At 64.0% G+C, this 26,235-nt stretch carries 26 protein-coding genes; 18 read left to right on the top strand and 8 right to left on the bottom strand.

The features are described from left to right. Positions 1 to 46 precede the first annotated feature (46 nt). Entirely contained in the window at positions 47 to 319 is a 273-nt protein-coding gene (locus LFT43_RS20265; RefSeq protein ID WP_395799951.1) for a DUF2277 domain-containing protein, read from the top strand. 77 nt (positions 320 to 396) lie between these two features. On the opposite strand, the gene LFT43_RS20260 is transcribed toward LFT43_RS20265, so the two are convergent. The 3 genes from LFT43_RS20260 to LFT43_RS20250 form a co-directional block, all read right to left on the bottom strand. Beyond that, a complete protein-coding gene (locus LFT43_RS20260) occupies positions 397 to 2,805 on the bottom strand; it encodes a heavy metal translocating P-type ATPase (RefSeq protein WP_395799949.1) in 2,409 nt (802 codons plus the stop codon). A gap of 8 nt (positions 2,806 to 2,813) precedes the next feature. Next, on the bottom strand, positions 2,814 to 3,008 hold the full coding sequence (locus tag LFT43_RS20255) for a heavy-metal-associated domain-containing protein (RefSeq protein ID WP_395803199.1): 195 nt from the start codon (positions 3,006 to 3,008) through the stop codon (positions 2,814 to 2,816). Positions 3,009 to 3,102: 94 nt separating this feature from the next. Beyond that, the gene (locus tag LFT43_RS20250; RefSeq protein ID WP_395803197.1) at positions 3,103 to 3,459 is read right to left on the bottom strand and encodes a metal-sensitive transcriptional regulator; all 357 of its coding nucleotides are present in this window, start codon (positions 3,457 to 3,459) and stop codon (positions 3,103 to 3,105) included. Positions 3,460 to 3,718: 259 nt separating this feature from the next. Between LFT43_RS20250 and LFT43_RS20245 the strand changes: the two genes are divergently transcribed. The 6 genes from LFT43_RS20245 (at position 3,719) to LFT43_RS20220 (ending at position 9,897) form a co-directional block, all read left to right on the top strand. Further along, positions 3,719 to 5,011: an extracellular solute-binding protein gene (locus LFT43_RS20245; RefSeq protein ID WP_395799947.1), complete on the top strand. Its 1,293-nt coding sequence runs from the start codon at positions 3,719 to 3,721 to the stop codon at positions 5,009 to 5,011. A gap of 43 nt (positions 5,012 to 5,054) precedes the next feature. Continuing rightward, positions 5,055 to 6,038 (top strand): carbohydrate ABC transporter permease, encoded by a 984-nt coding sequence (locus LFT43_RS20240; RefSeq protein ID WP_395799945.1) that lies wholly within the window; start codon positions 5,055 to 5,057, stop codon positions 6,036 to 6,038. After that, positions 6,035 to 6,943, top strand: a complete 909-nt coding sequence (locus LFT43_RS20235; RefSeq protein WP_395799943.1) for a carbohydrate ABC transporter permease — start codon at positions 6,035 to 6,037, stop codon at positions 6,941 to 6,943. The genes LFT43_RS20240 and LFT43_RS20235 overlap by 4 nt, the downstream gene beginning before the upstream one ends. Next, positions 6,940 to 8,553 (top strand): beta-N-acetylhexosaminidase, encoded by a 1,614-nt coding sequence (locus LFT43_RS20230; protein WP_395799941.1) that lies wholly within the window; start codon positions 6,940 to 6,942, stop codon positions 8,551 to 8,553. Before LFT43_RS20235 ends, LFT43_RS20230 begins: the two co-directional genes overlap by 4 nt. 7 nt (positions 8,554 to 8,560) lie before the next feature. Next, the gene (locus tag LFT43_RS20225; RefSeq protein WP_395799939.1) at positions 8,561 to 9,376 is read left to right on the top strand and encodes an IclR family transcriptional regulator; all 816 of its coding nucleotides are present in this window, start codon (positions 8,561 to 8,563) and stop codon (positions 9,374 to 9,376) included. Between the two features lie 167 nt (positions 9,377 to 9,543). After that, on the top strand, positions 9,544 to 9,897 hold the full coding sequence (locus LFT43_RS20220; RefSeq protein WP_395803195.1) for a rhodanese-like domain-containing protein: 354 nt from the start codon (positions 9,544 to 9,546) through the stop codon (positions 9,895 to 9,897). A gap of 92 nt (positions 9,898 to 9,989) precedes the next feature. Here LFT43_RS20220 and LFT43_RS20215 read toward each other — a convergent pair whose 3' ends face one another. The 3 genes from LFT43_RS20215 to LFT43_RS20205 are packed head-to-tail and all read right to left on the bottom strand — an operon-like array spanning position 9,990 to position 12,180. Continuing rightward, positions 9,990 to 10,394 (bottom strand): RidA family protein, encoded by a 405-nt coding sequence (locus LFT43_RS20215; RefSeq protein ID WP_395799937.1) that lies wholly within the window; start codon positions 10,392 to 10,394, stop codon positions 9,990 to 9,992. Further along, complete coding sequence (locus LFT43_RS20210; protein WP_395799935.1) at positions 10,391 to 11,152, bottom strand: IclR family transcriptional regulator; 762 nt, start codon at positions 11,150 to 11,152, stop codon at positions 10,391 to 10,393. The genes LFT43_RS20215 and LFT43_RS20210 overlap by 4 nt, the downstream gene beginning before the upstream one ends. After that, positions 11,149 to 12,180 carry a sugar kinase gene (locus LFT43_RS20205; RefSeq protein WP_395799933.1) on the bottom strand — a complete coding sequence of 344 codons (1,032 nt, stop codon included), beginning with the start codon at positions 12,178 to 12,180 and terminating at the stop codon, positions 11,149 to 11,151. The genes LFT43_RS20210 and LFT43_RS20205 overlap by 4 nt, the downstream gene beginning before the upstream one ends. Before the next feature lie 231 nt (positions 12,181 to 12,411). Between LFT43_RS20205 and LFT43_RS20200 the strand changes: the two genes are divergently transcribed. From LFT43_RS20200 to LFT43_RS20170, 7 genes are all read left to right on the top strand, one after another. Next, positions 12,412 to 13,764, top strand: coding sequence for an amino acid deaminase (locus LFT43_RS20200; RefSeq protein ID WP_395799931.1), 1,353 nt, complete (start codon positions 12,412 to 12,414; stop codon positions 13,762 to 13,764). Positions 13,765 to 13,774: 10 nt separating this feature from the next. Then, on the top strand, positions 13,775 to 15,442 hold the full coding sequence (locus LFT43_RS20195) for an amidohydrolase family protein (RefSeq protein WP_395799929.1): 1,668 nt from the start codon (positions 13,775 to 13,777) through the stop codon (positions 15,440 to 15,442). Beyond that, positions 15,432 to 16,067: a bifunctional 4-hydroxy-2-oxoglutarate aldolase/2-dehydro-3-deoxy-phosphogluconate aldolase gene (locus LFT43_RS20190; protein WP_395799927.1), complete on the top strand. Its 636-nt coding sequence runs from the start codon at positions 15,432 to 15,434 to the stop codon at positions 16,065 to 16,067. Before LFT43_RS20195 ends, LFT43_RS20190 begins: the two co-directional genes overlap by 11 nt. Positions 16,068 to 16,089: 22 nt before the next feature. After that, positions 16,090 to 17,481, top strand: coding sequence for a GntP family permease (locus tag LFT43_RS20185; protein ID WP_395799925.1), 1,392 nt, complete (start codon positions 16,090 to 16,092; stop codon positions 17,479 to 17,481). 357 nt (positions 17,482 to 17,838) lie between these two features. Further along, positions 17,839 to 18,039 (top strand): hypothetical protein, encoded by a 201-nt coding sequence (locus tag LFT43_RS20180; protein ID WP_265981599.1) that lies wholly within the window; start codon positions 17,839 to 17,841, stop codon positions 18,037 to 18,039. 57 nt (positions 18,040 to 18,096) lie between these two features. Further along, positions 18,097 to 19,251: a WD40/YVTN/BNR-like repeat-containing protein gene (locus LFT43_RS20175; RefSeq protein ID WP_395799922.1), complete on the top strand. Its 1,155-nt coding sequence runs from the start codon at positions 18,097 to 18,099 to the stop codon at positions 19,249 to 19,251. Between the two features lie 8 nt (positions 19,252 to 19,259). Further along, entirely contained in the window at positions 19,260 to 19,547 is a 288-nt protein-coding gene (locus LFT43_RS20170) for a MoaD/ThiS family protein (protein ID WP_395799920.1), read from the top strand. Between the two features lie 17 nt (positions 19,548 to 19,564). Here LFT43_RS20170 and LFT43_RS20165 read toward each other — a convergent pair whose 3' ends face one another. Continuing rightward, positions 19,565 to 19,801 carry a hypothetical protein gene (locus LFT43_RS20165; RefSeq protein WP_395799918.1) on the bottom strand — a complete coding sequence of 79 codons (237 nt, stop codon included), beginning with the start codon at positions 19,799 to 19,801 and terminating at the stop codon, positions 19,565 to 19,567. A 184-nt stretch (positions 19,802 to 19,985) separates the two neighbouring features. Then, on the bottom strand, positions 19,986 to 21,302 hold the full coding sequence (locus LFT43_RS20160) for an MFS transporter (RefSeq protein WP_395799916.1): 1,317 nt from the start codon (positions 21,300 to 21,302) through the stop codon (positions 19,986 to 19,988). A 205-nt stretch (positions 21,303 to 21,507) separates the two neighbouring features. On the opposite strand from LFT43_RS20160, the gene LFT43_RS20155 reads away from it, so the two are divergent. The 4 genes from LFT43_RS20155 to pcaH all read left to right on the top strand — a co-directional run bounded on the left by LFT43_RS20155 (position 21,508) and on the right by pcaH (position 26,234). Continuing rightward, a complete protein-coding gene (locus LFT43_RS20155) occupies positions 21,508 to 22,278 on the top strand; it encodes an IclR family transcriptional regulator (protein ID WP_395799914.1) in 771 nt (256 codons plus the stop codon). Positions 22,279 to 22,445: 167 nt separating this feature from the next. Further along, positions 22,446 to 23,369, top strand: coding sequence for a shikimate dehydrogenase (locus LFT43_RS20150; protein ID WP_395799912.1), 924 nt, complete (start codon positions 22,446 to 22,448; stop codon positions 23,367 to 23,369). Next, positions 23,369 to 25,303, top strand: coding sequence for a bifunctional sugar phosphate isomerase/epimerase/4-hydroxyphenylpyruvate dioxygenase family protein (locus tag LFT43_RS20145; protein ID WP_395799910.1), 1,935 nt, complete (start codon positions 23,369 to 23,371; stop codon positions 25,301 to 25,303). The genes LFT43_RS20150 and LFT43_RS20145 overlap by 1 nt, the downstream gene beginning before the upstream one ends. A gap of 58 nt (positions 25,304 to 25,361) precedes the next feature. Further along, a complete protein-coding gene (gene pcaH / locus LFT43_RS20140) occupies positions 25,362 to 26,234 on the top strand; it encodes a protocatechuate 3,4-dioxygenase subunit beta (protein WP_395803193.1) in 873 nt (290 codons plus the stop codon). Position 26,235 lies beyond the last annotated feature (1 nt).

Below are 26,235 nucleotides of genomic sequence, written 5' to 3'. Positions count from 1 at the left end.
CATTTCAGGGATCCCGGAAGACCGGGCCTGGGCCTAGCATGTTGGTATGTGCCGCAACATCCACACCCTTCACAACTTCGAGCCACGGGCCACCTCGGCGGAGGTGGAAGCTGCAGCCCTTCAGTACGTGCGCAAAATCAGTGGCAGCACCAAGCCGTCCAAGGCGAACGAGGAGGCCTTCGCTGAGGCCGTCCACGAGATCGCGCACATTACCCAGCATCTGCTCGATTCCCTTGTGACCCACGCGCCAGCGCGGAGCCGCGACGAGGAGGCGGCCAAAGCCAAGGCCCGGGCTGCCGTTCGTTTCGGAACGGCTTAGGCCCGGACTGACTGGCAGTTGTGTCGCTTACCGGCCGGTTTGCGACAGCAACTGTGAGTCAGCCGAGTGGGTCGGAGCTATTTTGCGAACGACCGGAGCCGTAGCGAGTTCGTGACCACCAGGACCGAGCTTGCTGCCATCGCCGCGCCGGCGATCATTGGGTTGAGCAAACCAAGGGCCGCCACGGGGATACCGATGGCGTTGTAAAAGAACGCCCAGAACAGGTTCGTCTTGATGGTGGTGAGGGTCTTCCGGGATAGCTCGATGGCTTGAACGAGTTGGCCGAGATCGCTACCCATCACGGTCAGGTCCGAAGCTTCGATTGCAACATCCGTGCCCGAACCCATGGCAATCCCGAGGTCGGCTTGCGCGAGGGCCGCTGCATCGTTGACTCCGTCCCCGGCCATGGCAACGGTGGAGCCCTGGGCTTGTAGTTTCCTTACCGCGTCCACTTTGCCTTCCGGCAGGATGCCCGCGAACACATCTTCCGGGGCGATCCCGACGGCGGCAGCCACTTGGGTAGCGACCGCGGCGTTGTCTCCAGTCAGCAGCATGGGCCGGATTCCAAGTTCCTTGAGCCTTGCTATCGCTGCGGCCGAACCGGGTTTGACGGTGTCCCTGAGGGTGACGATTCCAGCAGGCTCGCCATCCACGGCAACCCAGATGGCGGTGGCGCCACCGGCTTCCTCAGCGACCAGGGCCTGGCGTTGCGAATCGTCGGGGAAGATCCCGTTCTGTTCCAGCCAGCCGGTCCTGCCGGCGACAACAATGCGCTCAGCTCCGCTTCCGGTTCCGTTCGCCGGAACTGTCCCGCGAACTCCCCCGCCCGGGGCGGAACTGAAGTCCTTCACGTTAGGGAGCCTGCCGGCGTCGGGCACCGCAGACTTGGCTGCAGCGGCGATGGCCTGCGCAATAGGGTGCTCCGAAGCTGCCTCGACAGAACCCGCGATAGACAGGACGTCGGCAGGAGAGTGCCCATTCAGCGCCACCGTGTGTCCGACGGCCAGCTTGCCGGTGGTCACGGTACCCGTTTTGTCCAGCAGAATGGCGTCCACGGTGCGGGTATCTTCAAGCACCTGCGGGCCTTTGATGAGGATGCCGAGTTGCGCACCGCGACCGGTTCCGGTCAGGAGGCCCACTGGTGTGGCGAGGCCGAGCGCACACGGGCACGCAATCACGAGCACCGCAACTGCCGCCGTGAACGAGGCATTGAGGTCTCCGTTCAGGACGAGCCACAGCACGAAAGTAACGACGGCGAAGACGAGCACCACCGGAACGAACACGGCGCTAATACGATCCGCGAGCCGTGCAATCGGGGCCTTGCCCGTCTGCGCTTGGCTGACCAGACGCCCCATCTGCGCCAGTGTTGTCTCGGAACCGACTCTCGTGGCGCGGACCAGCAGGCGTCCCGAAGCGTTGATGGTGGCACCAGTAACCTGGCTGCCCGGGCCGACTTCCACCGGCACGGATTCGCCCGTGATCAGCGAAGCGTCGACGGCGGATGCACCGTCCGTCACCACGCCGTCGGTGGCAATCTTCTCGCCGGGACGGACCACGAAGATGTCCCCGGCCACGAGTTGCTCGGCCGGGATCTTGTGCTCGACGCCGTCGCGCAGAATCGTTGCGTCCTTGGCGCCCAGATTCAGGAGGGCCTTAAGGGCATCGCCAGCCTTGGCTTTGGCGTTGGCCTCAAGGTAGCGGCCAAGGAGTAGGAACGTAGTGACGACGGCGGCAACTTCGAAGTACAGCCCGCCGCCCATCCCCGTGGATTCCATGCCGGGGTGCTCCGTCATCATCGGGTTGGCGAAAAGCTGCCAAGCCGAAAAGAGGTACGCGGCCAGGACGCCGATGGAGACAAGCGTGTCCATGGTGGAGGCGAAGTGGCGGGCGTTGATGGCTGCGGCGCGGTGGAAGGGCCAAGCACCCCACGTCACCACCGGAAGTGCCAGCACGGCGGCGACCCATCCCCAGTGCGGGAACTGCAATGCCGGAATCATCGAGATGGCGAAGACCGGGACCGTCAGTATGGCAGCGGCGATCAGCCTTGGACGTAACTTGGCGGCGGCCGGACCGTGATGCATGTGGTCTTCGTGGGTGCGCAAGTCGTGCTCGCCCTGCGCTTGCGCTTTGTGGTCGGCAGCCGCGGCGGCACCGTGCCCGTGTTCGCCAAGGTGCCCGGCGTCGGTCTCGGGCGCGCCGAGCGTGCTGGGTTCGTGGTGGTTGGTGATGGATGGCGTTGGCCTTGATTCGCGGATCCAGGCTTTGTAGCCCGTGGCGTTGACCGTCTCCACGATTTGTTGGTCGGTGACGTTTGCCGGAACTGTTACCTGGGCTGATTCGAGGGGGAGGTTCACGGAGGCTTCCACGCCGTCGAGTTTGCCCAGCTTCCGCTCCACGCGGGCCACGCACGATGCGCACGTCATGCCCTCTATGTCGAGTTCGATGACGCGTGTACCTTGCTGGTGCAAGATGCCCTGATCGCTCACGCTGGCCCCTAGGCCTCGTTGGCAACTACCAGGTAGCCGGCTTCGGCGACGGCCTCGCCGACTTCGGACGGCGACAACTCCTGGGTGGAGGTGATGGTGACCGTGGAGATTCCGCCGGCGTTCAGATCGATTTCAACACTTTCCACGCCGGCCAAGGACTCGATTTCCTCGCTAACGGCTGAAACGCAGTGCCCGCAGGTCATTCCGGAAACGCTGACGTTAGTTTGGATGGTGGCTGTGTGGCCCACGGCGTGCTCCTTGGTGGTGAGTTGGATGGTGTGGTGAGAGCTTGCGGGATTACCGCAGCAGGCGCCCGATGGCATCGGCGGCCTCCTTGACCTTGATGTCGATTTGTTCTGCGCGAACCACGGGATCTGATTCCGATGCGGCTCCGACTACGCAGTGCCCAATATGTTCCTCCATGAGCCCGAGGCTCACGGCGTGCAGGGCTTTGGTGACTGCCGAGACCTGCGTGAGGATGTCGATGCAGTATTTGTCCTCTTCGACCATGCGCGCAATACCGCGTACTTGGCCCTCGATCCGCTTGAGGCGCCGAAGGTAGGCGTCCTTGTTGGGGGAGTAACCGTGTTGGGAATGCGCCCCGTCCTCGATCTCGATGCCGGGCTGCGCAATGCTCAAGTCCACCGGGTTCAACTCTGCGGACTTCAAATCTGTTGGGTTCACATCGACCGTGCTCATGTTGCAAAGATATACCCCCAGGGGGTATAAATCAAGTACCCCCGAGGGGTATGCGCCAAGTCATAAAAGGAGGCCGTTTTACAAATTCTCGTTTTGCAATGCAAACCTTTTGCGGCTTGTGCTTCCGCTCACATAAGTATGTTTGTAAAGTTTCCTTCCATACCCGACGCGGGGGAACCGCCGGGCAACTAACCCTTTTCTCATGGAGGATCCATTGAAAATCGCACGCTCTGCGGCTGCCTTTGCCCTCGCCGCCCTCGCCCTGACGGCCTGCGCCCCGCCCACGTCGAACAACGCCGCATCATCCTCGGACGACAAGTCCGGCACCATCCGCGTGTGGCTCTTCTCGGAAGTCAACCAGGATCCCAAGTCCGCTGTAGTCAAAGCAGCCGTATCCGATTTCGAAGCCAGCCACAGCGGCGCCAAGGTTGATGTCCAGTACATCCCGGTCGACAGCCGGGCGGAGCGCTTCAAGGCCGCGTTCAACGATCCCTCCAGTGCTCCCGACGTCGCCGAATTCGGCAACACGGACCTCGCCAGCTATGTCGCATCGGGCGGATTGTCCGATATGACCGCCGACATCAAGGGCTGGGACGAGTCCAAAGATCTTGACAGCAAAATCCTGGCCACTACAGACATTGGCGGCAAGAATTACGGCGTGCCCTGGTTCGTGGGTGTCCGCGCCCTCTACTACCGCACCGACCTCCTGAAGGCAGCAGGCCTTGAGGTCCCCAAGACCCTCGCCGACGTCGAAACCGTGGCCCGCGCCGTCCGTGCGGCGAACCCGGACACGCTCGGCATTTCCGTCGGTGGAGCCGCCCAGTTCTCCGCCATGCCCTACCTCTGGGCCAACGGCGGCAGTATTGCCACGAAGAAGGGCGATACCTTTGCCTCCGGGTTGGACTCGCCGGAATCCAAGGACGGCATCTCTGCCTACGCCCGGCTCCTTAGAGACGATATCTGCCCGCCGCAGACTTGCGCCGAATTCGGCGGAAACGCCAGCGTCCAGCAGTTCATCGCTGGAAAATCAGCCATGACGATCGGTGGCGACTTCAACTACAAGGCAGTGGCTGCCAGTGCCGTCAAGGACAAGTTCGCCGTAGTTCCGGTTCCCGGAAAGACCGCTGGATCGATCGCCCCGGCCTTCGCGGGCGGAAACAACCTTGGCGTCTTCAATAGCAGCAAGCACCACACCTTGGCCGCCGACTTCGTCAAGCTTTTGGCCAGCAAGAAGTACCAGCAAAAGATGTTCGATTCCATGGGCAACCTGCCCACTTTCAGCGATGTGCAGAAGACCGTGGCGGACTCCAACCCGCAGGTTGCGCCTTTCATCAAGACCCTCGCCGCCGGCACCAACTTTGTCCCGGTGACGGAAACCTGGTCCACGATCGACGCCCAGGGCATCTTCACGGGCATGTACCAGAAGATCGTTACTGGCAAGGCGGACGTCAATACGGCCAGCGCCGATGCTGCCAAGGCCATGAACAAAGTCTTCGGATCCAAATGATGCGGCTACTGTCTCGAGCCGGATCCGCACCAGGCGGTGAGGCATGACGGCGCTCGTATCGGCGAAAGCGAACACCACCGGAACACGGAACCGCAAGCCGACGACGGCGGGCACCTCCCGCCGTCGTTCGCTAGGCAAGCGCGGCCTGGAGCCGTGGCTCTACCTGGCTCCGGCGTTCATCGTCCTGATCGCGTTGCTCGGATACCCGATTTTCCAGCTGATCAACGTTTCCTTGTACGACTACCGCCAAGCCCAAGTCAGTGGCAAGGCATCCCTACAGTTCACAGGCCTGGAGAACTACCAGAAGCTCGTCGCCGATCCTGAGTTCTGGTCTGTTTTGGGCAACACCGTGCTGTTCGCGGGCGCTTGCGTTGTCCTGACTCTGCTGGTGGGAATATCTTTGGCAGTACTGGCCACGCGGTTGCGGCCCTGGGTCCGGACGGCGCTATTCGTGGTCTCGCTCGGTGCTTGGGCCACCCCGGCCGTTACCGGCAGCGCCGTGTGGCTCTTCCTGTTCGATCCCACTCTGGGGCTAGTCAACAAGGTGCTCGTGTCCGTGGGCCTGACCCAGTTCAACGGCTACTCCTGGACCTACGACAAGTGGTCGGCCTTTGGGCTGGTGGCCAGCGAGGTGGTGTGGTGTTCGTTCCCGTTCGTGCTCGTGACGGTCTACGCCGGCATCCAGGCGATTTCCGCCGAAGTGATTGAGGCGGCCCGGCTGGACGGTGCTTCTATGCCCCGGATCGCGCGCAGCATTATGCTTCCCATGCTGCGGCCAATCGTGATCGTGGTGACCATCCAGTCGATTATCTGGAACTTCAAGATCTTTTCGCAGATCTACATCATGACCAACGGCGGCGGCATCGCCGGACAGAACCTCGTGCTGAACGTCTACGGCTACCAACAGGCATTCGCAGCCAGTCTTTACGGCCTCGGCTCGGCCCTCGGTGTCATCATGACCGCCCTGCTGATGATCATCACCCTGGTGTACCTCCGCATCCTCAAGAGAACGGGAGAAGTCCTGTGACCGCCGTCGACGTTTCACTCCGCAAGAACCGGGCTGCGCCGGAAGCTCAGCAAAAGTTCCGCAAGGGCGGACGACGCCGTTGGGGCGCCGATGCGGCGGCACTCGCCATCGCGCTCCTCGTCGCGTTCCCCCTGTTCTGGATGGTCCTTTCGGCACTCAAGCCGAAGACAGCACTCAACGCAGGCGACGCGGCGCCGTTCACCCTCGAACCGTCGTTCGATTCCTTCATGCGGGTCCTGTCCGTGAACAATTTCGGTAGGTACTTCCTCAATAGCGTGATTGTGGCGCTCCTTGTCGTCATCATTTCGACGGTGCTGGCCTTCCTGGCGTCCGTGGCGCTGACCCGTTACGAATTCAAAATGCGCACCAAGCTCCTGATCGTGGTCCTGGTGTCCCAGATGGTTCCAGTGGAAGCGCTGACGATTCCGCTGTTCTTCCTGCTCCGCAACGCGGGCGAGGCGATACCGCTGGTGGGTTTGAACCAGCTCGGCTCCCTTGTGCTGGTGCACGTCGGCTTCAGCATCCCGTTCGCGATCTGGATGCTTCGTGGGTTTGTTGCAGCCGTGCCTGTGGAGATCGAGGAAGCAGCGCGTCTGGACGGGGCAAGTGGCTTCCGTTTTGTGCGCTCGGTGCTCTTCCCGCTGGTGGCGCCCGGCGTGGTGGCGTGCTCGGTATTCTCCTTTATCTCAACGTGGAATGACTTCCTGTTCGCGAAGACGTTCATCATTTCCGCCCAGGAGAACCAGACCCTGCCTATGGCATTGTTGACGTTCTTCAAGCCCGACCAGAACGATTGGGGTGCCATCATGGCCGGTTCCGTGATCATGACCATTCCGGTGCTGATCTTCTTCATCGCCGTGCAGCGAAAGCTTGTGTCCGGCCTGGCTGGGGCGGTGAAAGGATGAGCGCCGCAGATCTGCTGGTTCCCGTTCCGTGCTCGGTTGAGTCCGGCGACGGTTTCCTGGAACTGGACTCAGCCACCACCTTGGCCGCCGATCCGGAGCTGAACAGCGCGCGCCGCTGGCTGGCCTGCACCCTCGGCGCGGCTACCGGCTGGGACCTGTTTCCGGCCGCCCTGGCTCATTCCAGCATCAGCCTTCGGCTTGACCCGGAACTCGACCCTGAGGCCTATCGCCTGGAGGTGGGCTCCGCCGTCCTGATTCACTCGGGTGGCCCGGCAGGAGCCTTCTATGCCGCGCAGACGCTCCTGCAGTTGCTGGGACCCGCAGCCTTGCGGCAAGCGCCTGTTGCGGAAGTTGGAGGCGCATGGCGGGTACCCAAGGTGTCCATCCAGGACCAGCCCCGCTTCGGTTACCGGGGCGCGATGCTGGACGTGGCACGGCATTTCATGCCCAAGGACAATCTGTTGCGGTTCATCGAGGTGATGGCCATGCACAAACTCAATGTCCTGCACCTGCACCTCACGGACGACCAAGGCTGGCGGATCCAGATCAATCGCTACCCAAGGCTCACCGAGACCGGGGCGTGGCGGCGGGAGTCCTCGCTGGGCTCGTGGCGGGCCGGGGTTTTCGACGGGCTTCCGCATGGTGGTTTCTATAGCCAGGACGATCTCCGCGAAGTGGTCGCGTTCGCGGCGGAAAGGCACATCACCGTCATTCCGGAGATCGATGTTCCGGGACACAGCCAGGCCGCCATCGCCGCCTACCCGGAACTGTGCACGGGCGGCGATGCAGAGGTTTGGACCCGCTGGGGAATCAACGAGACCGTGCTGGAAGTCTCGGACACCTCGCTGGAGTTCTACCGCAATGTGCTCGACGAAGTGGTGGAGATTTTCCCCTCCCGCTGGATCAGCTTGGGCGGGGACGAAGTTCCGCTGACCCAGTGGCAATCCAGTGCGCAGGCGCAGGCCAAAGCCGCCGAACTCGGCCTGCGGGACGTTTCGGGACTGCACTCATGGTTTGTCGGGCAGCTGGCAAAGCACCTTGACGGGCATGGGCGCGCGACTTCCGTGTGGGACGAAATCGGCGACGGCGAACTCCCCGACGGCGCGCTGGTTGCCTCTTGGCGTGGCTATGAAGGGGGCCTCAAGGCGCTCGGGAGTGGCTACGACGTGGTCATGTGCCCCGAGCACAAGCTGTACCTCGACCACCGGCAGGCCGATGGCGACGACGAGCCCGTGCCGGTAGGGTTCGTCACCACGCTGAAGGACGTCTACGAATTCGAGCCGCTTCCAGCCGGTGCGCATGAGGCGTATCCCGGCCGGCTCCTCGGGGCGCAGGCCAACATCTGGACCGAACACCTGGATTCGCCGCGGCGGGTTCATTTCGCGGCGTTTCCGCGGCTGAGCGCCGTCGCGGAGGTGCTCTGGTCCCGGCCCGAGGACCGGGACTACGATGGTTTCCTGAACAGGCTCGAAGGGGCGCATCTGGAACGGCTGGAAGCCATGGGAGTGGAATTCCGGCCGCTGTCAGGACCCAAACCATGGCAGTTGAGGCCCGGCGTGGTTGGTTGGAAACGCGATTACGACGCCGAGCAGCGCAACGCCGCTGGATAGGACACACGTGGGTACAGAAGGCACGGAGGCCCGGAACTCCTCGGCCTCGTTGCGGAAGGCGTTGGCTTTGCTGGCGGTAGTGGCGGAGCATCCGGTGAGCGCCGACGGACTCGCCTTGGTGGAGCTGACCAGGCTCTCCGGGCTCAATAAGAGCACAGTGCTGCGCTTGGCCGCGCCCTTAATAGAGGAAAACCTGCTGGAACGCGATGCGGAGAGCGGTCGCTTCCGATTGGGTCACGGTTGCCTCCGCCTGGGCCAGGCCTATTTGGACAGGTTGGATCTGCGCAGCGTCGCCAACGCCGAGCTCCGGGTGCTGATGCGGGCCACCGAAAGCACCTGCCACCTTGTGGTCCTTTCCGGTCACGACGTGGTCTACCTCGACAAGGTGGAAGATGAGGCAACGGTTCGCATGGCATCGCGGGTCGGCGCGACCATGCCGGCGTACTGTACCGCGGTAGGCAAAGCCATGCTGGCGTTCAGTCCGGAGGAAGTGGTGGCGCCGATCCTGGCTAGTGAGCTGGTGCCGATCACCGACAGAACCATCACGGATCCCGAGCAGCTGCGGGCGGAATTCGTCGCAATCCGTCGCCGAGGCTATGCGATTGATGACCGTGAGAACGAGCCCGAGGTCCGGTGCGTCGCCGCCCCGATCTTCGGCCACGACGACCACGTGGTTGCCGCCCTCAGCGTCTCCTCGTTGTCGTCCCGGATGACCGCCAAACGCGTCCGCGAAGTGGGCCCGATGGCCGCCGAAACCAGTCTTCGCATCTCGGCCAAACTGGGATCGCGGCGCGCAAATGCCAAACTCGCGAAGCTGGCTTAGGGGAGCGGATGGAAAAGCCAATGAACGACGCCGGTGCTGTTGGGGCGGCCGGCGCGGCCGCTGCCGGCAGTGCCGCGGCTGACCCTGGGGGCGCTGCGGACGGTGCCGCACCGGGCGGCGCAGCGTCCGCCTACTTCCGCGGCAAGCTGCGGTTCGAGATTGACGTCATGGACGTCGCGGACGCGGCTCCCGGTAGCTTAGTGCTGGTTGATACGCGCCGGCAGTCTTCGTGGGACCACGGGCATATCCCCGGTGCCGTGCATCTGCCGACGGCCCAGATCCCTTCGCGCGCGGCTGCCGTGATCCCGGCCGGGACTTCAGTGGTGGTCTATTCCTGGGGACCGGGGTGCAACGGCAGCACCTTCGCAGCCTTGGCCTTCGCCGAGCTCGGGTATCCGGTACGCGAGATGATCGGCGGCATTGAGTATTGGGCCCGGAACGGCCTTTCGGTGGAGACAGCTGCCGGGATTGTTGTTGCCACGGCCGATGGACTGGTGACTGCGCACCGGCCGGAGGGGTAGCAACGCTTCGCCGGACTGGCGACGCGCAAATGGACTGCCGACACACAGGGAATTCCGGTGTCACTGGTCCATTTGCGCGTCGTAAACCAAAGTTAGGCCGTTACCGCCAGCGCGTCGATTTCCACGAGCATGACTTCGTGCGGGAGGTCGACGAACACCGTGGTGCGGCTTGGCAGTTGGCCACTGGGAACGTTTTCGGTGATGAACTCGCCGTAGACATCGTTCATAGCCGCGAAGTCGTCGCGCGTGGTGAGGTAGACGCGGAACATGATGACGTCCTCCACTGAGGAGCCGCCGGCCTCGAGGATCGCCTTGACATTTTCCAAGGTGCGGCGAGTTTGGATGCGGACGTCGCCCTCGCCGATGTACTGATTGGTGGCAGGATCCATCGGGCCCTGCCCGGATACCTGGAACATGCCGCCTTTCTGGATGCCCTGGGAAAATACGTGCGCCGGGGCCGGAGCATTTTCGGTCAGTACTACAGTCTTTTCACTCATGCTGAGTTCCTTTCATGGCTGATCCAGCCGAGGTCGCGGGAGATGGCCTCGGTGCTGGCTTTGAGGTCGGGCAGCAGCTCAAGCAATCCTTCATAGCTGAGCATCACCACCGGTACCGAACAAGAGGCTGCGGCCACGACGGAGCCGCTCGCGTCGCGAATGGGGGTCGCGATGCAGTGCACGAAGGCTTCGTGCTCGGCGTTGTCGTGGGCCCAGCCCTGGATCCTGACCTGCTCCAGCTCGGCCAGCAGGGCCTTCGGTGAGGTCAGGGTGGTGTCGGTAATTCTTGTGTAGTCCAGGTCCGCGGCGATCCGTTCCTGCCGGCTGCGTGGCATGTCGGCGAGAAGGACTTTTGCGACTGCGGCCGAATGCAAGGACGCGGTCAGGCCGATCCGGGAGTACATCCGCACGGGATGGTGGGACTCGAACTTGTCGATGTACACCACGTCATTTCCCTCGAACGCGGCAAGGTGCACAGTGTGCCCGGTCTTTCCGTTCAGCTCGGCCAGGTACGGGTGCGCCACTTTGCGGATGTCCCGCTGCTCCAACGCGAGCGAGGACAGCTCAAACAACTTGGAGCCGAGCATGAATCGTTGGTCCTCATCGCGGACCACGAAGCGCTTTTCCTCCATGGCGTGCAGGAGACGCATCACCGTGGTTTTGTGGACAGACGCTTTCGAGGCGAGCTCATCCAGGGTGGCTGGTTTGGCCGCAAGCTCGGCAAGCAGGTCGATGGCCCGCATCAGGCTCTGGCTCATGGGGCTGTGCTCCGATCTTGAAAGCTCCGGATCTGGCTGCTGAAGTGCCCGTCGGCAACGTGGATCGCAGCCCATTCGGCGTCGGTGGAATCGAGGATGGCCGAAAGCAGGGCGGAGTCGGGAAGGGGGCCGCGATCGCCGTGCACGGTGAGGGTACAGGCTGCGGCGACATGGCCGCGGCGGAGGCTCGCCTTCTGCTCGAGTCCGAACACCATGCCACTCAGGTAGCCGGAAGCAAAAGAATCGCCCGCGCCGACCGGCTCGAGCACGTCCACGGACAAGGCGGGAACTTCCGAGCGAGCGCCGTCCCGTTCCAAAGCGATTGCGCTGATGGCTTCGTTCTTGATAACGACGACGGCGGGATCGGGCATGAGTCGCCGAAGTTCAGATTCGTCTGTGGTGCCGAAGGCGTGCTGGGCCTCGTCTTTACCCACCAACACGATGTCGGCAAGATTGGCCAGTCGGCGCAGAACCGAGCGGTCTTGCCCGGCCCAGAGTGCGCCGCGCCAATTGACGTCGAAGCTGATGAGGCGGCCGTGCCTCGGTGCAGCGAGGATGGCTTCCGTCAGCTCCAGGCATTCCGCCGAGAGCGCCGCCGTGATGCCGCTTAGATGGATGAGCGAGGCGCCCTCCAACAAGGGCGCGACGGCGGGATTCGCCAGGGTGCCCGGGCCCATGGCCGAAGCGGCAGAACCTTGCCGGTAGTACAAAACTGAACTTCCGCCGTCGGGATCTGATTCCTGGGCGGGGACCTTGACGTACAGGCCGGTGGGCCGGCCCGGGTCAACTTCGACGCCGGCGACGCCCACGCCGTGGCTGCTGAGCTCGTCCAGGATCCGGGTACCGAATCCGTCCCGGCCAACCCTGCCCACCCAGTGCGAGTCCAGGCCCATGGCAGCCAGGCCCATGGCAACGTTCGATTCGGCGCCGCCGATGCCGCAGTGCAGCTCGGTGGCTTGGTGCAGCGGAACGGCCTTCACAGGGGTGAGCATGGCCATCGTTTCGCCCACACATACAGCTGAAAGCATGAAACTCCCGCACTCCCTCTGCCGCTTCCAGCGGCACTCGACGCCCCATGAAGAAGGGATTTCCTTGGCCGGATCAGGGCTGCCGGGACGTGCCGCGGCCTTGACTCCCAATCCTGCACCATGTTAGACATATCACCAACAGCTTTGCAACCTGCGTTGCAAAATACGCAACGCGATGGAGGTTGCGGAAAAGCTTGCGAAAAAAATGCGCACCGTGAAGGGATCGAACTGGTGAACACTTCCACGTCCGGAGCCGGGACAGAGGCTGGAGCCGGGATAGAGTCCGGGGCAATTGCAACCGACGCCGTGGCCCGCCTGGCAGATGTCCGGCTCGATTGGCGGCACAAGGCAGTGCCCGCCACGGCCAACGGCATCAGCCACCGCGAGTTCCTCGCGGCACGCCCCGCCCTCGCCGACCTCCAGACGCCGTTGCTGACGCTCGATGTCGGCGCCCTTCGCGGCAATGCCGATCGCTTGGCCTCATGGTGTGCTGAGCACGGCGTGCTGCTGGCTCCGCACGGCAAGACCACCATGGCACCGCAGTTGTGGTCCGAACAGCTCAAACGCGGCGCCTGGGGGATCACCGTAGCGAACTTCGCGCAGCTCCGCGTTGCCCGCGAATTCGGCGTCCGGCGGCTGCAGTTGGCCAATAGCCTCACCGATCCGCATGCCATCGAATGGGTTGCCGCGACCACCAGTCCGGATCAGCCGATCCTGTCCTGGGTGGATTCCAGCGTCACCGTGGATGTCATCGGCCGCACCCTCGAAGCCGCCGGAAGCCACGCCGTCCTGGATGTCCTGGTCGAGCTTGGCGGAATCGGCGGACGCACGGGTGCGCGGGGCGTGGAGGCGGCGCTCGACGTCGCCCGGTCCGTGGCCGCTTCATCTCACCTGCGGCTGGTCGGCGTCAGCGGCTATGAAGGATCGCTTGCCCACACGGCCGACGCCGACAGTCTCGCCGCCGTCCGCGGGTACTTGGGCCGGATGCGGGAGCTCCACGAGAGGCTGCTCAGTGAGAGTCTCTACGGGTCCGACGCCGTGATCCTCACCGCGGGTGGCAGCGCCTACTTCGACGACGTCGTCGACGTCCTCTCGCCGTGCGTCGGCGCTGGCTCCGAGGCCGTCCCCGGCGTGGAACTCATGATCCGCAGCGGCGCGTACATCATCCACGATGACGGCTTCTACCGCGGCATCTCGCCTTTTTCCCGCGACGGCGGCCAGCCGTTCAAGGCGGGAATGCACGGTTGGGCCCGTGTCGTGTCCCAGCCCGAGCCAGGCCTGGCCATTCTCGACGCCGGAAAACGGGACGTGCCGGTTGACGAGGGCCTGCCCCGGCCGCAGCTGATCGGACCCGCCCTCGGCGGCCCCATGCGGCCGCTCGACGGTGCCGAGATCACCGCCGTCAACGATCAGCACTGCTTCATGACATTCGACGCCGGCACCACTACTGTGCGGCCCGGCGACGTCGTGCGCCTGGGACTTTCGCACCCATGCACCGCCTTCGACAAGTGGACGCTCATCCCGGTGCTGGCGGACACGGACGGCGACCAAACCGTCGTCGACCTCATCCACACCTTCTTCTAGGACACGCGCCATGAAGACACTCATCAGCAACGCCGTCCTCGTGGACGGAACCGGGGCGGACCGTCGCTCCGCGGACGTCCTGCTGGACGGCGAGGTGATCGCCGTCGTCGCCGGCGCCGGCTCCCTCACCGCCAGCGGTACGGGCGCCGAGCGGATCATCGACGCCGCGGGACTCGTCCTGAGTCCCGGTTTCATCGATATGCACGCCCATTCGGATCTCCAGCTATTGGTCAACAAGGACCACTACGCCAAGCTCAGCCAAGGCGTCACCACTGAACTCCTGGGCCAGGACGGGCTGTCGTACGCTCCGGTAGACGACGCCACCCTCGCCGGAGTCCGCGAAAAGATCGCGGGTTGGAATGACAATCCGCAGGATTTCGACTGGAACTGGCGAACGGTAGGCGAGTACCTTGACCGCCTCGATCGCGCAGACAACAAAGGCCGGATCGCCACGAACGCCGCCTACCTCGTGCCGCAAGGAACCGTCCGCGCGATGGTGATGGGCTTCGCCGAAGGGGACCCGACGCCGGAACAGCAGGAGCGGATGCAGGACGTGGTCCGCACCGCCATGGAGGAAGGCGCCGTGGGGATGTCCTCCGGGCTGACCTACACCCCCGGCATGTACGCCCGCACCGAGGAGCTGGCAGGACTTTGCCGCACCGTGGGGGAGCTGGGCGGTTTCTACGCCCCGCACCACCGCTCCTACGGCAAGGGCGCGCTCGGAGCCTACGCAGAGATGATCGAGCTGAGCCGGGATACGGGCTGCGCCCTGCACCTGTCCCACGCCACCATGAACTTCGCCGAAAACAAGGGCCGGGCGGCCGCGCTGCTGGAGCTGATCGACTCAGCCCTCGACGCCGGCGCCGACATCACGCTCGACACCTACCCCTACTTGCCCGGCGCCACCACGCTTTCGGCCATCCTGCCCAGCTGGGCATCCTCTGGCGGCACCGAGGCCACGCTAGCCCGGCTGGCCGACCCGCAAACCAGGGAGAAAATCCGCGAGAGCGTGGAGATCTACGGCTCCGACGGCTGCCATGGAGTGGTTGCGGACTGGCACACGCTCGAGATCAGCGGCGTCCAGAATCCCGCTCTCGCCGGCCATGTGGGCAAGACGATCGCTGCGATCGCCGGGGAAACGGAACAAGAGCCATTCAACGTGTTCGCGCAGATCCTCCAGGAGGACCGCCTGGGCACCGGGATCCTGCAACACGTTGGCCACGAAGGAAACGTGCGGGCCATCATGGTCCACCGCACCCACACCGGCGGCAGCGACGGCCTCTTGGTCGGGGCGAAGCCGCACCCCCGCGCCTGGGGAACCTTTCCCCGTTACCTGGGCCACTACAGCCGCGACTTGGGTTTGCTGACGCTGGAAGAAATGGTCCACCACTTGAGCGGACGCCCGGCCGGGCGGCTTAAGCTCCACCGCCGCGGTTTGGTCCGCGAAGGCTATGCCGCGGACCTTGTCCTCTTCGACCCGGACACCGTCCGCGACGAAGCCACCTTTGAAAATCCCCGCCAAGCCGCCAGTGGCATCCATCACGTGTTCGTCAACGGGACGGCAGCGATCGACGGCGGGAAGCCCACCGGCGCTCGCGCCGGCCGCGCCCTGCGTCGCAGCCCCGACGGACGCACCCGAATAGCTCCAGAAGAAGGTATCGAATCGCATGACTCCTGAAGAATTCGTCCAGCAGCTTGAAGCCGACCGCACCCTCGCCGTCGTACGGGCGCCATTTATCCCCGACGCCGCCGAGCTCTGCCGCGCCCTGGCCGACGGCGGCATCCGCAGCGTCGAACTGACGTTCACGACGCCGGACGTGCTAAGCCATGTGCGACGGGCGGCGGAGACCGCCGCCCAGCACGGCGCCGCCGTCGGGATCGGCACCGTCATGACGGCCGATCAGGCTAAGGCAGCCATCGACGCCGGCGCCCAGTTCCTGGTAACCCCGGGACTCCGTCCGGAGGTGGCCGCAGTGGCTGCGGCCGCCGGCATTCCCTTCAGCTTGGGCGCCATGACACCCACGGAAGTTGCGCAGGCCCTCGATCTCGGCTCCGCCGCGGTCAAGATCTTCCCGGCCAGGCAGCTCGGCCCGGCCTACTTGAAGGATCTCCAGGGACCGTACCCCGGCATTCGGCTGCTTCCCTCCGGCGGGATCGATGCGTCGAACGCCAAGAGCTATCTCGACGCCGGTGCAGCAGCAGTCTGCTGCGGAACCAGCGTTGTCCCTCCTGCCGCCGTGGCCTCGGGCGACTGGGCGGACATTTCGACCCGGGCCTCCGCCTTCACCGCCACCCTCACGTAGGAATCCCCAGAAAGTAACGTCCATGAATGAATTCCTGAACTGGCTGCGGCACGATACAGCCGGCCTCCTTCTCCTGGCAGGGTTGGGCATTGCCCTCCTGCTGTTTCTGATCATCAAAGTCAAGGTCGAACCGTTCATCGCACTTGTGGGTACCAGCGTGCTCGTGGCGCTGGTGGGCGGAGTGAGCATCGACGCCCTTGTCGGCTCGCCCATCAAGAGCGGCGATGCCCTCATTGAGAAGGGCTTCGCCGGGATCCTCGGACACATCACCCTGATCATTGGCCTGGGTACCGTGCTCGGCGCCATCCTGGAACGTTCCGGTGGCGCGGAGGTCCTCCTGGGGAAGCTCGTGAAGATCTTCGGCGAAAAGGGCACCCCCGTGGCGATGGGTGTCACCGGTTTCGTCCTGGGTATCCCGGTTTTCTTCGACATCGGTATCTTCGTGCTCGCGCCCCTCGTGTACGTCGCGGCGGTGCGAGGCGGGAAGTCCCTCATCTTGTACGCCCTGCCGCTCCTCGCCGGCCTCTCCGTGACCCACGCTTTCCTGCCGCCGCACCCGGGTCCCGTAGCCGCGGCCGGACTCTTCCACGTTGAACTTGGCTGGATTATCATCATGGGCTTGGCCTGCGGCATCCCGGCTTGGTTCGCCTCCGGCATCCTCTGGGGCCGGTGGATCGGCAAGCGCGTGCAGATCGCCGTTCCGGAGGACCGTGTGATCCCGGAGGCCGAGGAGGCCGTGGGCCACGAGCCGCCCATGAGTCTTGTTGCCCTGGCCATTGGCCTGCCGATGGTCCTGATCCTCGGTGCCACCTTCGGCAACGTCTTCCTGCCGGCCGGTGGATTCCGCGACACCTTGGTGTTCTTCGGCAACCCGGCCATCGCGCTGACCGTCGCCGTGGGGCTGTCCATGTGGTTGTTGGGCATTCGCCGGGGCATGAGCGCCAAGGAGCTTTCCGAACTCAGCTCTGCTTCGCTGAAGCCGGTCGGGATGATCTTGCTTGTTGTCGGAGCGGGCGCATTCTTCGGCGCGGTCCTCTCGGCAACCGGAGTAGGCAACGCCGTGGCGGACACCTTGTCCAAGGCAGGGCTCCCGGTCATCGTGTCCGCCTACGTGATCGCCTGCGGTATGCGCATTGCCCAGGGCTCAGCCACAGTGGCAATCGTCACCACCGGCGGGATCCTGGCCCCCGCGCTCACCGCCGGACACTATTCGCAGCCCCAATTGGCGCTGATCGTCATGGCGATCTCTTCCGGCTCAATCATCGCCAGCCACGTGAACGACGGCGGCTTCTGGATCATCTCCAAGTACTTCAACATGTCCGTCAAGGACACCTTGAAGACGTGGACCGTGCTGGAAACCGTGCTCTCCGTAGTGGGCTTCGGCATGGCCGCCTTGCTGTACCAGTTCGTGTAAGACGGTTGAAGAGCTAAGCGACACGCAAAATCCCTGGTGACACCGGAATTTCGGGCGTCGTCAGGGATTTTGCGCGTCTTCCGGTGTTTTAAACAAAAAGCTCCGGAGTGCGTTATTGGGGGATACGCACTCCGGAGCGGACTTTGGAGGAGGTTCTTTGGGTTCCTGCTGACAATTAGCTTACGTGCCCCGACGACCCTCCGCTACCAATCTGAATAACTACTTTCACTTTACTTTTCCCGGGCCTGTTCCGGGCGCGGAATTAGGGCCGGATCCGGCGTTTGATCAAGCGCTCGGCCCCTTGTAGAGCACCCTCCGCAGGCCTAGCGTTAACTTGCACAGGAAGGGGTGGTCCACGTGGAGATCTTCATGTGGTGGCTGGACATTGACCTCAAGAGCAAGGAATGGCTGCGGGAGAACCTGCGGGCTGCCGAGCTTCCGCTGGAGGTTCTGCAACGCATTGCCGAAGTCGGTGGGCCGCGTCTTGAAGAACTGGCTGGCGGGTTGACCGATGCCGACTGGGACTTTATTGAGACGCAGTCCGAGTTCGTGGACTGAGCCGGTTTCCTAGACCGGTTCACAAAACCGTTGCGGCTCCCGCGCGGGGATGGTTGCATGGGGTCCATGGCTACCGCAGAGAGTTATATCTTGGCGATCGGGACCAAAAAAGGACTGTGGCTGGCACACAGCGCAGACCGCAAGGAATGGTCCCTCTCCGGTCCGCACTTCCTCATGAGCGAGATCCCCAGCATCGGGATCGATACGCGCGGGGACAAACCCCGGATCATGGTGGGCGTGCGCTCCGAACACTGGGGTCCCACCGTGGCCCACTCCGACGACCTAGGCGCCACGTGGACCGAGCCCGAACAAGGCGCCATCAAATTCCCAGAGGGCACCGACGCCGCACTGGAGCGGATCTGGCAGATCTACCCGGACTCCGCGTCCCGGCCCGGCGTTGTGTGGGCCGGTTGCGAACCCATCTCCGTCTGGAAATCCACCGACGGTGGCGAGCACTTCGAGCTGAACCGTGGCCTGTGGGACCATCCGCACCGCAGTGAATGGGGAGCGGGTTACGGCGGCGCTGCCGCCCACTCAATCGTGGTCAACCACTCCGGGGAGAACGTCCACGTAGCCATGAGCACTGGCGGGGTTTACAGATCGCTCGACGGCGGAACCTCCTGGGAAGCCCGCAACAAGGGAATCTCGGCCCGCTTCATGCCGGATCCCAACCCGGAGTTCGGCCAGTGCGTGCACAAGATCGCCGCGGATGCCGCCGTCGAGGGCCGTCTGTATGCGCAGAACCACCACGGCGTGTACCGCACGGATGACAACGGCGAGAATTGGATTTCAATTGCGGACGGGCTGCCCGCCGATTTCGGCTTCGTGATGCTCACCCACCCCCGCCGCGAAGGTACCGCGTGGGTGGTCCCGATCAAGGCAGATAGCGAGCGGATTCCGCCGGATGGCCATCTCGCGGTGCACCGCACGGACGACGCCGGAGAGACCTGGAAGCGTTTGGATGTGGGACTGCCGGACCACGAATACAATGCCGTGCTCCGTGACGCGGCCGCGGTGGATTCGGCTGAACCTGCCGGGGTGTACTTCGGAACACGCGGCGGTTCGGTTTACGCCAGCGCGGATGAGGGCGAGTCCTTCATTGAAGTTGCCTCACATCTGCCCGATGTTTTGTGCGTCCGGGCCGCCGTTGTCTCCGGGGATCTGTCACCCGAATTGGCGGCTGCCTCTGCGGCATCCGGTTTGCCGGCTTAGGACGGACCTTGTCCGACATCACCGTGGTTTTGCCCAGCGTTCTCCAGCCACTCGCCGGCGGGCAGTCCTACCTGACTACGCCCGCCGACGGAGCTGTGACCGTCAAAAGCTTGCTTGATGCTGTGACCGGGGACTACCCGGTGCTGGCCCGGAGGCTCCGGGACGAAACCGGGTCCCTCCGCCGCTACGTGAATATTTACGTGAATGGCGAGGAGGTCCGGCGCCTGAAAGGTCTGGATACTGAGGTTGCGGCCGGCCAGGAGGTCTTGATCATCCAGTCCGTGGCTGGCGGCTGAGCGGTTCGGGGCCAGGATCAGGCCACTCGCCAGACGCTGCATTCGTCGGTATTGATGGCCTTGCGCAGGCCGGTCAGCTGATCCATGATCCAAACGACGCCGATGCCTGGGGCCGTCTCTTGAACGCTTCCCCGGCGGATGACCACGTCATCGTAGGAGGGTCCGACGGAGAGGCGGGCTTCGATCTGGTCGCCGCGGTGCAGCTGGTCAAGGGCGCGGACTCGTGTGGGGTGGGTCGATACTTCCTTCAACATTGTGGCCTCCTTGGCTGGAGCTGCCAGCGTTTGCCGGCTATTCCAGTGTGGCGGGCCAATGTTGCAGGGTGGTTTCGTACGGGTTAGCCGTGGGTAAGACTTCCGTACACAAAAAAATCCATTGCTCCCCACCGGGTCGAAACGGCCGGTGGGGAGCAATGGATGGGGGGTAGAGGGGGAGAAGTTACCTCAGGCCGAGTTCCGCCGTCGGGGTCTTGAAGGATTCCCGGGCCGTCATTGCGGAGACGGCTGCGATGATGCAGATGACGCCGGTGAAGATGCTGATCTGGATCCAGCCGCCGGCCTTGGTGCCGCCCATTGCGGTGACGATGGTCGGAGCGAAGCCTGCCATGAGGAAGCCGATCTGCGTGCCGATGGCCAAGCCGGAGAAGCGGACCTTGGTGCTGAACATTTCGCCATAGAAGGAGGGCCACACAGCGTTGGCGGCGGCGTATCCGAGGGCGAAGTACACCACGGACACCAGGAACATGAGCGGCACGTTTCCGGATTCAAGGGTCAAGAGAAACACCGGCGTCATGATGGCGCTGGCAATGGCGCCGTAGATGAAGACGGGCTTGCGGCCGATCCGGTCAGCCAGCTTACCGAAGACCGGCTGGGTGCCAAGGGCCACGATGTTGGCAGCCACGACGAGCCACAGGGTGATGGTGCTGTTCACGTGGGCCACGTCCTGGGCGTACTTGATGGCCAGGGTGCCGAAGACGGTGCTCACGGCGGAGATGAAGGCGCAGCAGACAACGCGCAGGACATCGGCCCAGTGCAGTCTGAGGAGGTCGGCCACCGGGAGCTTGGCGATCTGGTTGTTCTTCTTGGCCTCGGCGAAGGCGGGCGGCTCGTGCAGGGTGCGTCGGATGAAGAACGCAACCAGGACCACCACGGCGCTGAGCCAGAACGGGATGCGCCAGCCGATGCCGTACTTGACCTCGTCCGGGAGGGCGACGACGGGGATGAAGACCAATGCAGCGAGAATCTGGCCACCCTGGGTTCCCGTGAGGGTCCAGGACGTGAAGAAGGAGCGGCGGTTGTCCGGCGCGTGTTCCAGCGTCATGGACGAAGCGCCGGCCTGCTCGCCGGCAGCCGAAAGACCTTGGCAGAGGCGCGCGAAGACCAGCAGGGCCGGAGCCCACCAGCCAATGGCCTTGAAATCGGGGAGGCACCCAATGATGAACGTCGCACCGCCCATGAGTACCAGGGTGAACATCAGCACGCGCTGGCGGCCGATGCGGTCTCCGAAGTGCCCCAGGATGATGGCACCGACCGGCCTGGCCACGTAGGCGAAGCCGAATGTCGCGAAGGACATGATGGCGGCGTTGGCGTCGGCGCTCGGGAAGAAGACGTGCGGGAAGATCAAGGCCGCGGCCGAACCGAAGATGAAGAAGTCGTAGTACTCGACGGCGCTGCCGAGGAAGCTGGCCAGGGCGGCCTTCTTCGGCGTTCCTGCCGTGGCAGTGCCCGGCGTCGTAGACGGGATCGTGTGACTCATGGTGTTCCTTTGTGACGGCGATGTCGCATCTGGCTGAAATTTGCTTACTTGGAACGCTGATGTGGGTCCGGCAGCGGCCTCACACTGTAGTCACATTGTGAGAGCTACTTGTGCGATATAGCAATGATGACTGTGAGCACAGTCACTTGTCAAGATATTTACTCACCATCTAGATATAGCTCTCACGATGTGGCAATCTTTAGATATGGATGTGAAGGAAGACACAAAGACCGACATGATCGGCAAGGCCCTGGGCCTCCTCGTATTGCTGGGCAATGAGCCGAAGGGGGCCAGTGCCTCCGAGCTCGCCCGCCAGGCGGAGCTGCCGTTCAGCACTACTTACCGACTCCTCGGGTCCCTGACCCGCGATGGTTTTGTGGACTATGAGCCCGATGGGCGCCGCTACCATCTGGGCCTTCGTGTCTTCCAGCTCGGGCAGCGGGTGTCCAATCACCACGGCTTTGCGGGTACCGCGCGGCCCGTCTTGCAACGCGTCACGGAGGGGACCGGCGAGGCCACCATCCTTTCAGTCCGGGATGGCCACCACCATCTCACGGTCAACAAGGTGGACGGCCCCCAGATGTTCCGGGTTACCAGCGATCCGGGGCACCTTGGGATGCTCCACACCACGGCAGTAGGCAAAGCGTTGGTTGCCTTCGCGGACGACGGCGAGCGGCAGCAGCTGGTGGAAGAGCTCGAGTTGGAGCCGCTCACGGAATTCTCGATCACCGATCGCGATGCCTTCCGCTTGGAAATTGAGAAGGTCCGGCGCCAGGGCTACGCGATCATGGACGAAGAAAACGAGGTGGGGATGCGCGCTGTCGCCGTCCCCGTGCTCAACTCCCAAGGCGTTGCCTTCGCATCCCTTGCCACCGCGGTCCCCGTTTTCCGGATGAGCGTGGAACAGCTCGTGGCGATCGTTCCCCTGCTGAAGAGCGCGGCTTCCGAGCTTGCCGACCGCCTGCCGCAGCGCTAAGGGCGCCAACGGACATCACTTTTGTTCGCGATAAGAACATAAGTGCAATATATGAACATTTTGTGTAGTCTGATTCATACCGCCCGGCGGAGCAGCGCACTTCGGACGTCCCAAAGGACTCCGGAGAAGGCCCATCCGCGGGTGCAGTTGTCAAAGGAGCAATGAGCATGAGCAACCGAGCCGAATCCTTCTTGGTGGGCCTTATCGGCGAAGGCGTGACGCCCTCGCTGACGCCGCCCATGCATGAGAGGGAGGCCGACGTCCAGGGGCTGCGCTACCTGTACCGGCCCATCGACCTGCTGGAGCTCTCCCTGCCCGGCTCCGCCGTCGGCGATCTCCTGACGGCAGCTTCCCGGCTCGGTTACAACGGCCTCAACATCACGCATCCGTGCAAGCAACTGGTCCTGCCGTTCCTGGACGAGATTTCCGAGGACGCCCGGCGGCTCGGCGCCGTGAACACCGTGCTGATCCAGGATGGCCGCTTCATCGGCCACAACACAGACTTCTCCGGCTTCGGTTCAGCTTTGGCCAGCGGCCTTCCCGACGCCGGCCTGGACCGCGTCGTCCAGCTGGGCGCGGGCGGTGCCGGTTCCGCCGTCGCGTACGCCCTTCTTTCCGCGGGCGTCAAGAAACTGGACCTTGTGGACGTGCATCCCGTGCGCTGCGCCGAACGGGCAGCGGAACTCGCCGCCCTGTTCCCTGGCAGCACCGTTACGGCACGCACGACGGCGGAGCTGCCGCAGCTGATGCCGCTTGCCGACGGTCTGGTGCACTGCACACCGGTGGGCATGGCCGCGCATCCAGGCCTCCCACTGGACATGTCCCTCGTGGAATCCCGCCATTGGGTGGCCGACATCGTCTACCGGCCGATCGAGACCCAGCTGGTGCTCGAGGCCCGGGCCAAGGGCTGCCGGGTGCTCGACGGCGGACGCATGGCCGTGGGCCAGGCCGCCGACGCCTTCCGCATCTTCACCGGCCGCGACGCCGATCCCGAGCGAATGCGGGCGCATTTCCTGGAGCTGGTGAGTGCCGAAGAAGGCAACGCTGAAGCGTCGAAGGCCGACCAGGCACTCGCCGGGGCGGGGCACTGATGCGCACCGGAATCGCGACGGTCTGCCTCTCCGGCACGCTCAAGGAAAAGATGCAGGCCTGCGCCATCGCGGGCTTCGACGGCATAGAGATCTTCGAACAGGACCTCGTCACCTCGCCGCTGAGCCCGGAGGACGTGCGGAAGATGGCCGCGGACCTTGGACTCGGCCTGGATCTCTACCAGCCGTTCCGCGACTTCGACAGTGTCTCAGAGGACATCCTCCAGGAAAACCTGCGCCGGGCAGACGCCAAGTTCAGGCTCATGTCGCGCCTTGGCATGGACACCATCCTGGTGTGCACCAACGTGGGAACTGCCACGATCGACGACGACAACCTCCGGGCCGAGCAGCTCTCCCGACTGGCGGAATTGGCCGGGGACCACGGCGTCAAGGTGGCGTACGAGGCCCTCGCTTGGGGCAAATACGTCAACGACTACGAACACGCCCACCGTTTGGTGGAAGCCGTGGATCACCCCAACCTAGGCACCTGCTTGGACTCCTTCCACATCCTTTCCCGCGACTGGGATACCGCACCCATCGAGGCCATCAAGCCCGAGAAGATCTTCTTCGTCCAAGTGGCCGACGCCCCGAAACTCACCATGGACGTGTTGTCCTGGAGCCGCCACTACCGCGTGTTCCCTGGCGAAGGACAATTCGAGCTTGCCAAGTTCATGGGCCACGTTGCCCGTGCAGGCTACTCCGGCCCGGTTTCGCTGGAGATTTTCAACGACGTCTTCCGCCAATCGGATGTGGAGCGCACCGCCGTCGACGCGATGCGCTCGCTGATCTGGCTGGAGGAACAGAGCGCCAAATGGCTCGACGCGAACGCATCGTCCTTTACAGCAGGAGGAGCTCCGGGAACCGCCAGCGGTGACTCGCCCGCCAACGCTGCTGGCCGCCGTCGTTATCCCATGGAACTGGCCACGCTGCCCAAAGTGGCTGAACCGGCCGGCTTCAACTTCGCCGAGGTCAAGACAGATGAGCCCGCACAGCTCGAGACGCTTCTTGGCCAGCTGGGCTTCGAATTCGACGGCCGGCACCGGACCAAGGACGTGCAGCTGTGGTCCATGGGGCAGGCGCGCGTCATTATCAACGAACAGGCTCCCTCGCATAGCGAACCCGCCATCGCGGCGTTGGGGTTCGACGTCGACTCTCCCGTGATTGCCTCGGCCCGCGCCCAGCAACTCAAGGCCCCCGTGGTACCGCGTAAGGTCCAGGCTGACGAGGAAGTGTTCCAAGGAATCGCAGCCCCGGACTCCACCGAAATCTTCTTGTGCCAAGGCAGCCCGGACGGCACCGCCGCCTGGACTCGCGAGTTTGGCGAAGGCCTTGAGCATCCTTCAGCGGGAAAGCAAGCGGTGATCGACCACGTGAACCTGGCCCAGCCCTGGCAGCACTTCGACGAAGCCGTCCTCTTCTATACGAGCGCCTTGGCCCTGGAACCGCAGCCGTTCGCCGAGGTGCCAAGCCCCAGCGGCCTGGTGCGCTCGCAGGTCATGCAGACGTCGGACCGTGCCGTGCGCCTGGTCCTGAACCTCGCTCCCGTGCTTCAGCAGGAACCTGGCCAGCAAGGCAACGGTGCGCGCAAGAGCTACCAGGAACACATCGCGTTCGCAGTGGATGACCTCGTGGCCACGGCCCGGGAAGCGCAAGGGCGCGGACTCGAGTTCCTGCAGATCCCGGCCAACTACTACGAGGACCTGGATGCACGCTTCGCCCTGGAGCCTGCTTTCCTCGCCACGCTCAAGGAACTGAACCTCCTCTACGACAGGGACGCCAACGGTGAATTCCTGCACTTCTACACCGCCACGGTGGGCAGCGTGTTCTTCGAAATGGTGGAACGGCGCGGCAACTACGACGGCTACGGCGCCCCCAACGCCCCCGTGCGGCACGCCGTCCAGTACGACTCGCTTCACGCCCACCGCGTGCACCGCTAGCCAGAAACCCGACTAACCGAAAACCAGGAAAGCAACCACCCGAAAGGAGCCGGCCGTGCTGCTAGACGCAAATGCCGGGCACTACCAAGACGACGAGCTCGTACCGGCGGCCGAACCGCATGCCGCCCACCCGTCGTCGAACGCTGCAGCCGAAACCCAAGCGGATCTCAGCGCCGAGATCAAGGCAATCGGTGAGGCGTACGCCCAGGCGCTCAAGGACGGTGCCGCGCCGGAGACCCAGCCCCGTCTCGACTTCGCGCCGTACCGCAGCAGCATCCTGCGCCACCCCACCAAGAGCCTGCACCATGCGGACCCGGAGACCATCGAGCTGTACTCGCCGGCGTTCGGGCACCAGGACGTGCACGCCCTGGAATCGGACCTCACCATCCAGCACAACGGCGAACCCCAGGGCGAGCGGATTATCGTGCAGGGCAAAGTGCTCGACGGCGACGGCCGCCCGGTTGCCGGCCAGCTCGTGGAGATCTGGCAGGCCAACGCCGCCGGCCGCTACATCCACAAGCGCGACCAGCACCCCGCCCCGCTCGACCCGAACTTCACCGGCGTCGGACGCTGCATCACCGGACCGGACGGCTCCTACCGCTTCACCACCATCAAACCCGGCGCCTACCCGTGGAAGAACCACCTCAACGCCTGGCGTCCGGCGCACATCCACTTTTCCATGTTCGGCACGGACTTCACGCAGCGCATCGTCACCCAGATGTACTTCCCGGGTGACCAGTTGTTCCCGTTGGACCCCATCTACCAGTCGATCGTGGACCAAGACGCCCGCGACCGCCTCGTGGCAAAGTACGACCACGAACTGACGAGCCCCGAGTGGGCCCTCGGCTACAACTGGGACATCATCCTGAGCGGGTCGAAGCGGACCTGGACCGAAAACGAAGCCTTTGGCGACGCCGGAGACGAGGAGTAAG

It is taken from the genome of Arthrobacter sp. FW306-04-A (assembly GCF_044358315.1).
Classification (GTDB): domain Bacteria; phylum Actinomycetota; class Actinomycetes; order Actinomycetales; family Micrococcaceae; genus Arthrobacter.
Note: the sequence above shows the minus strand (reverse complement) of the source record. Positions and strands in the feature narration are given on the sequence as shown.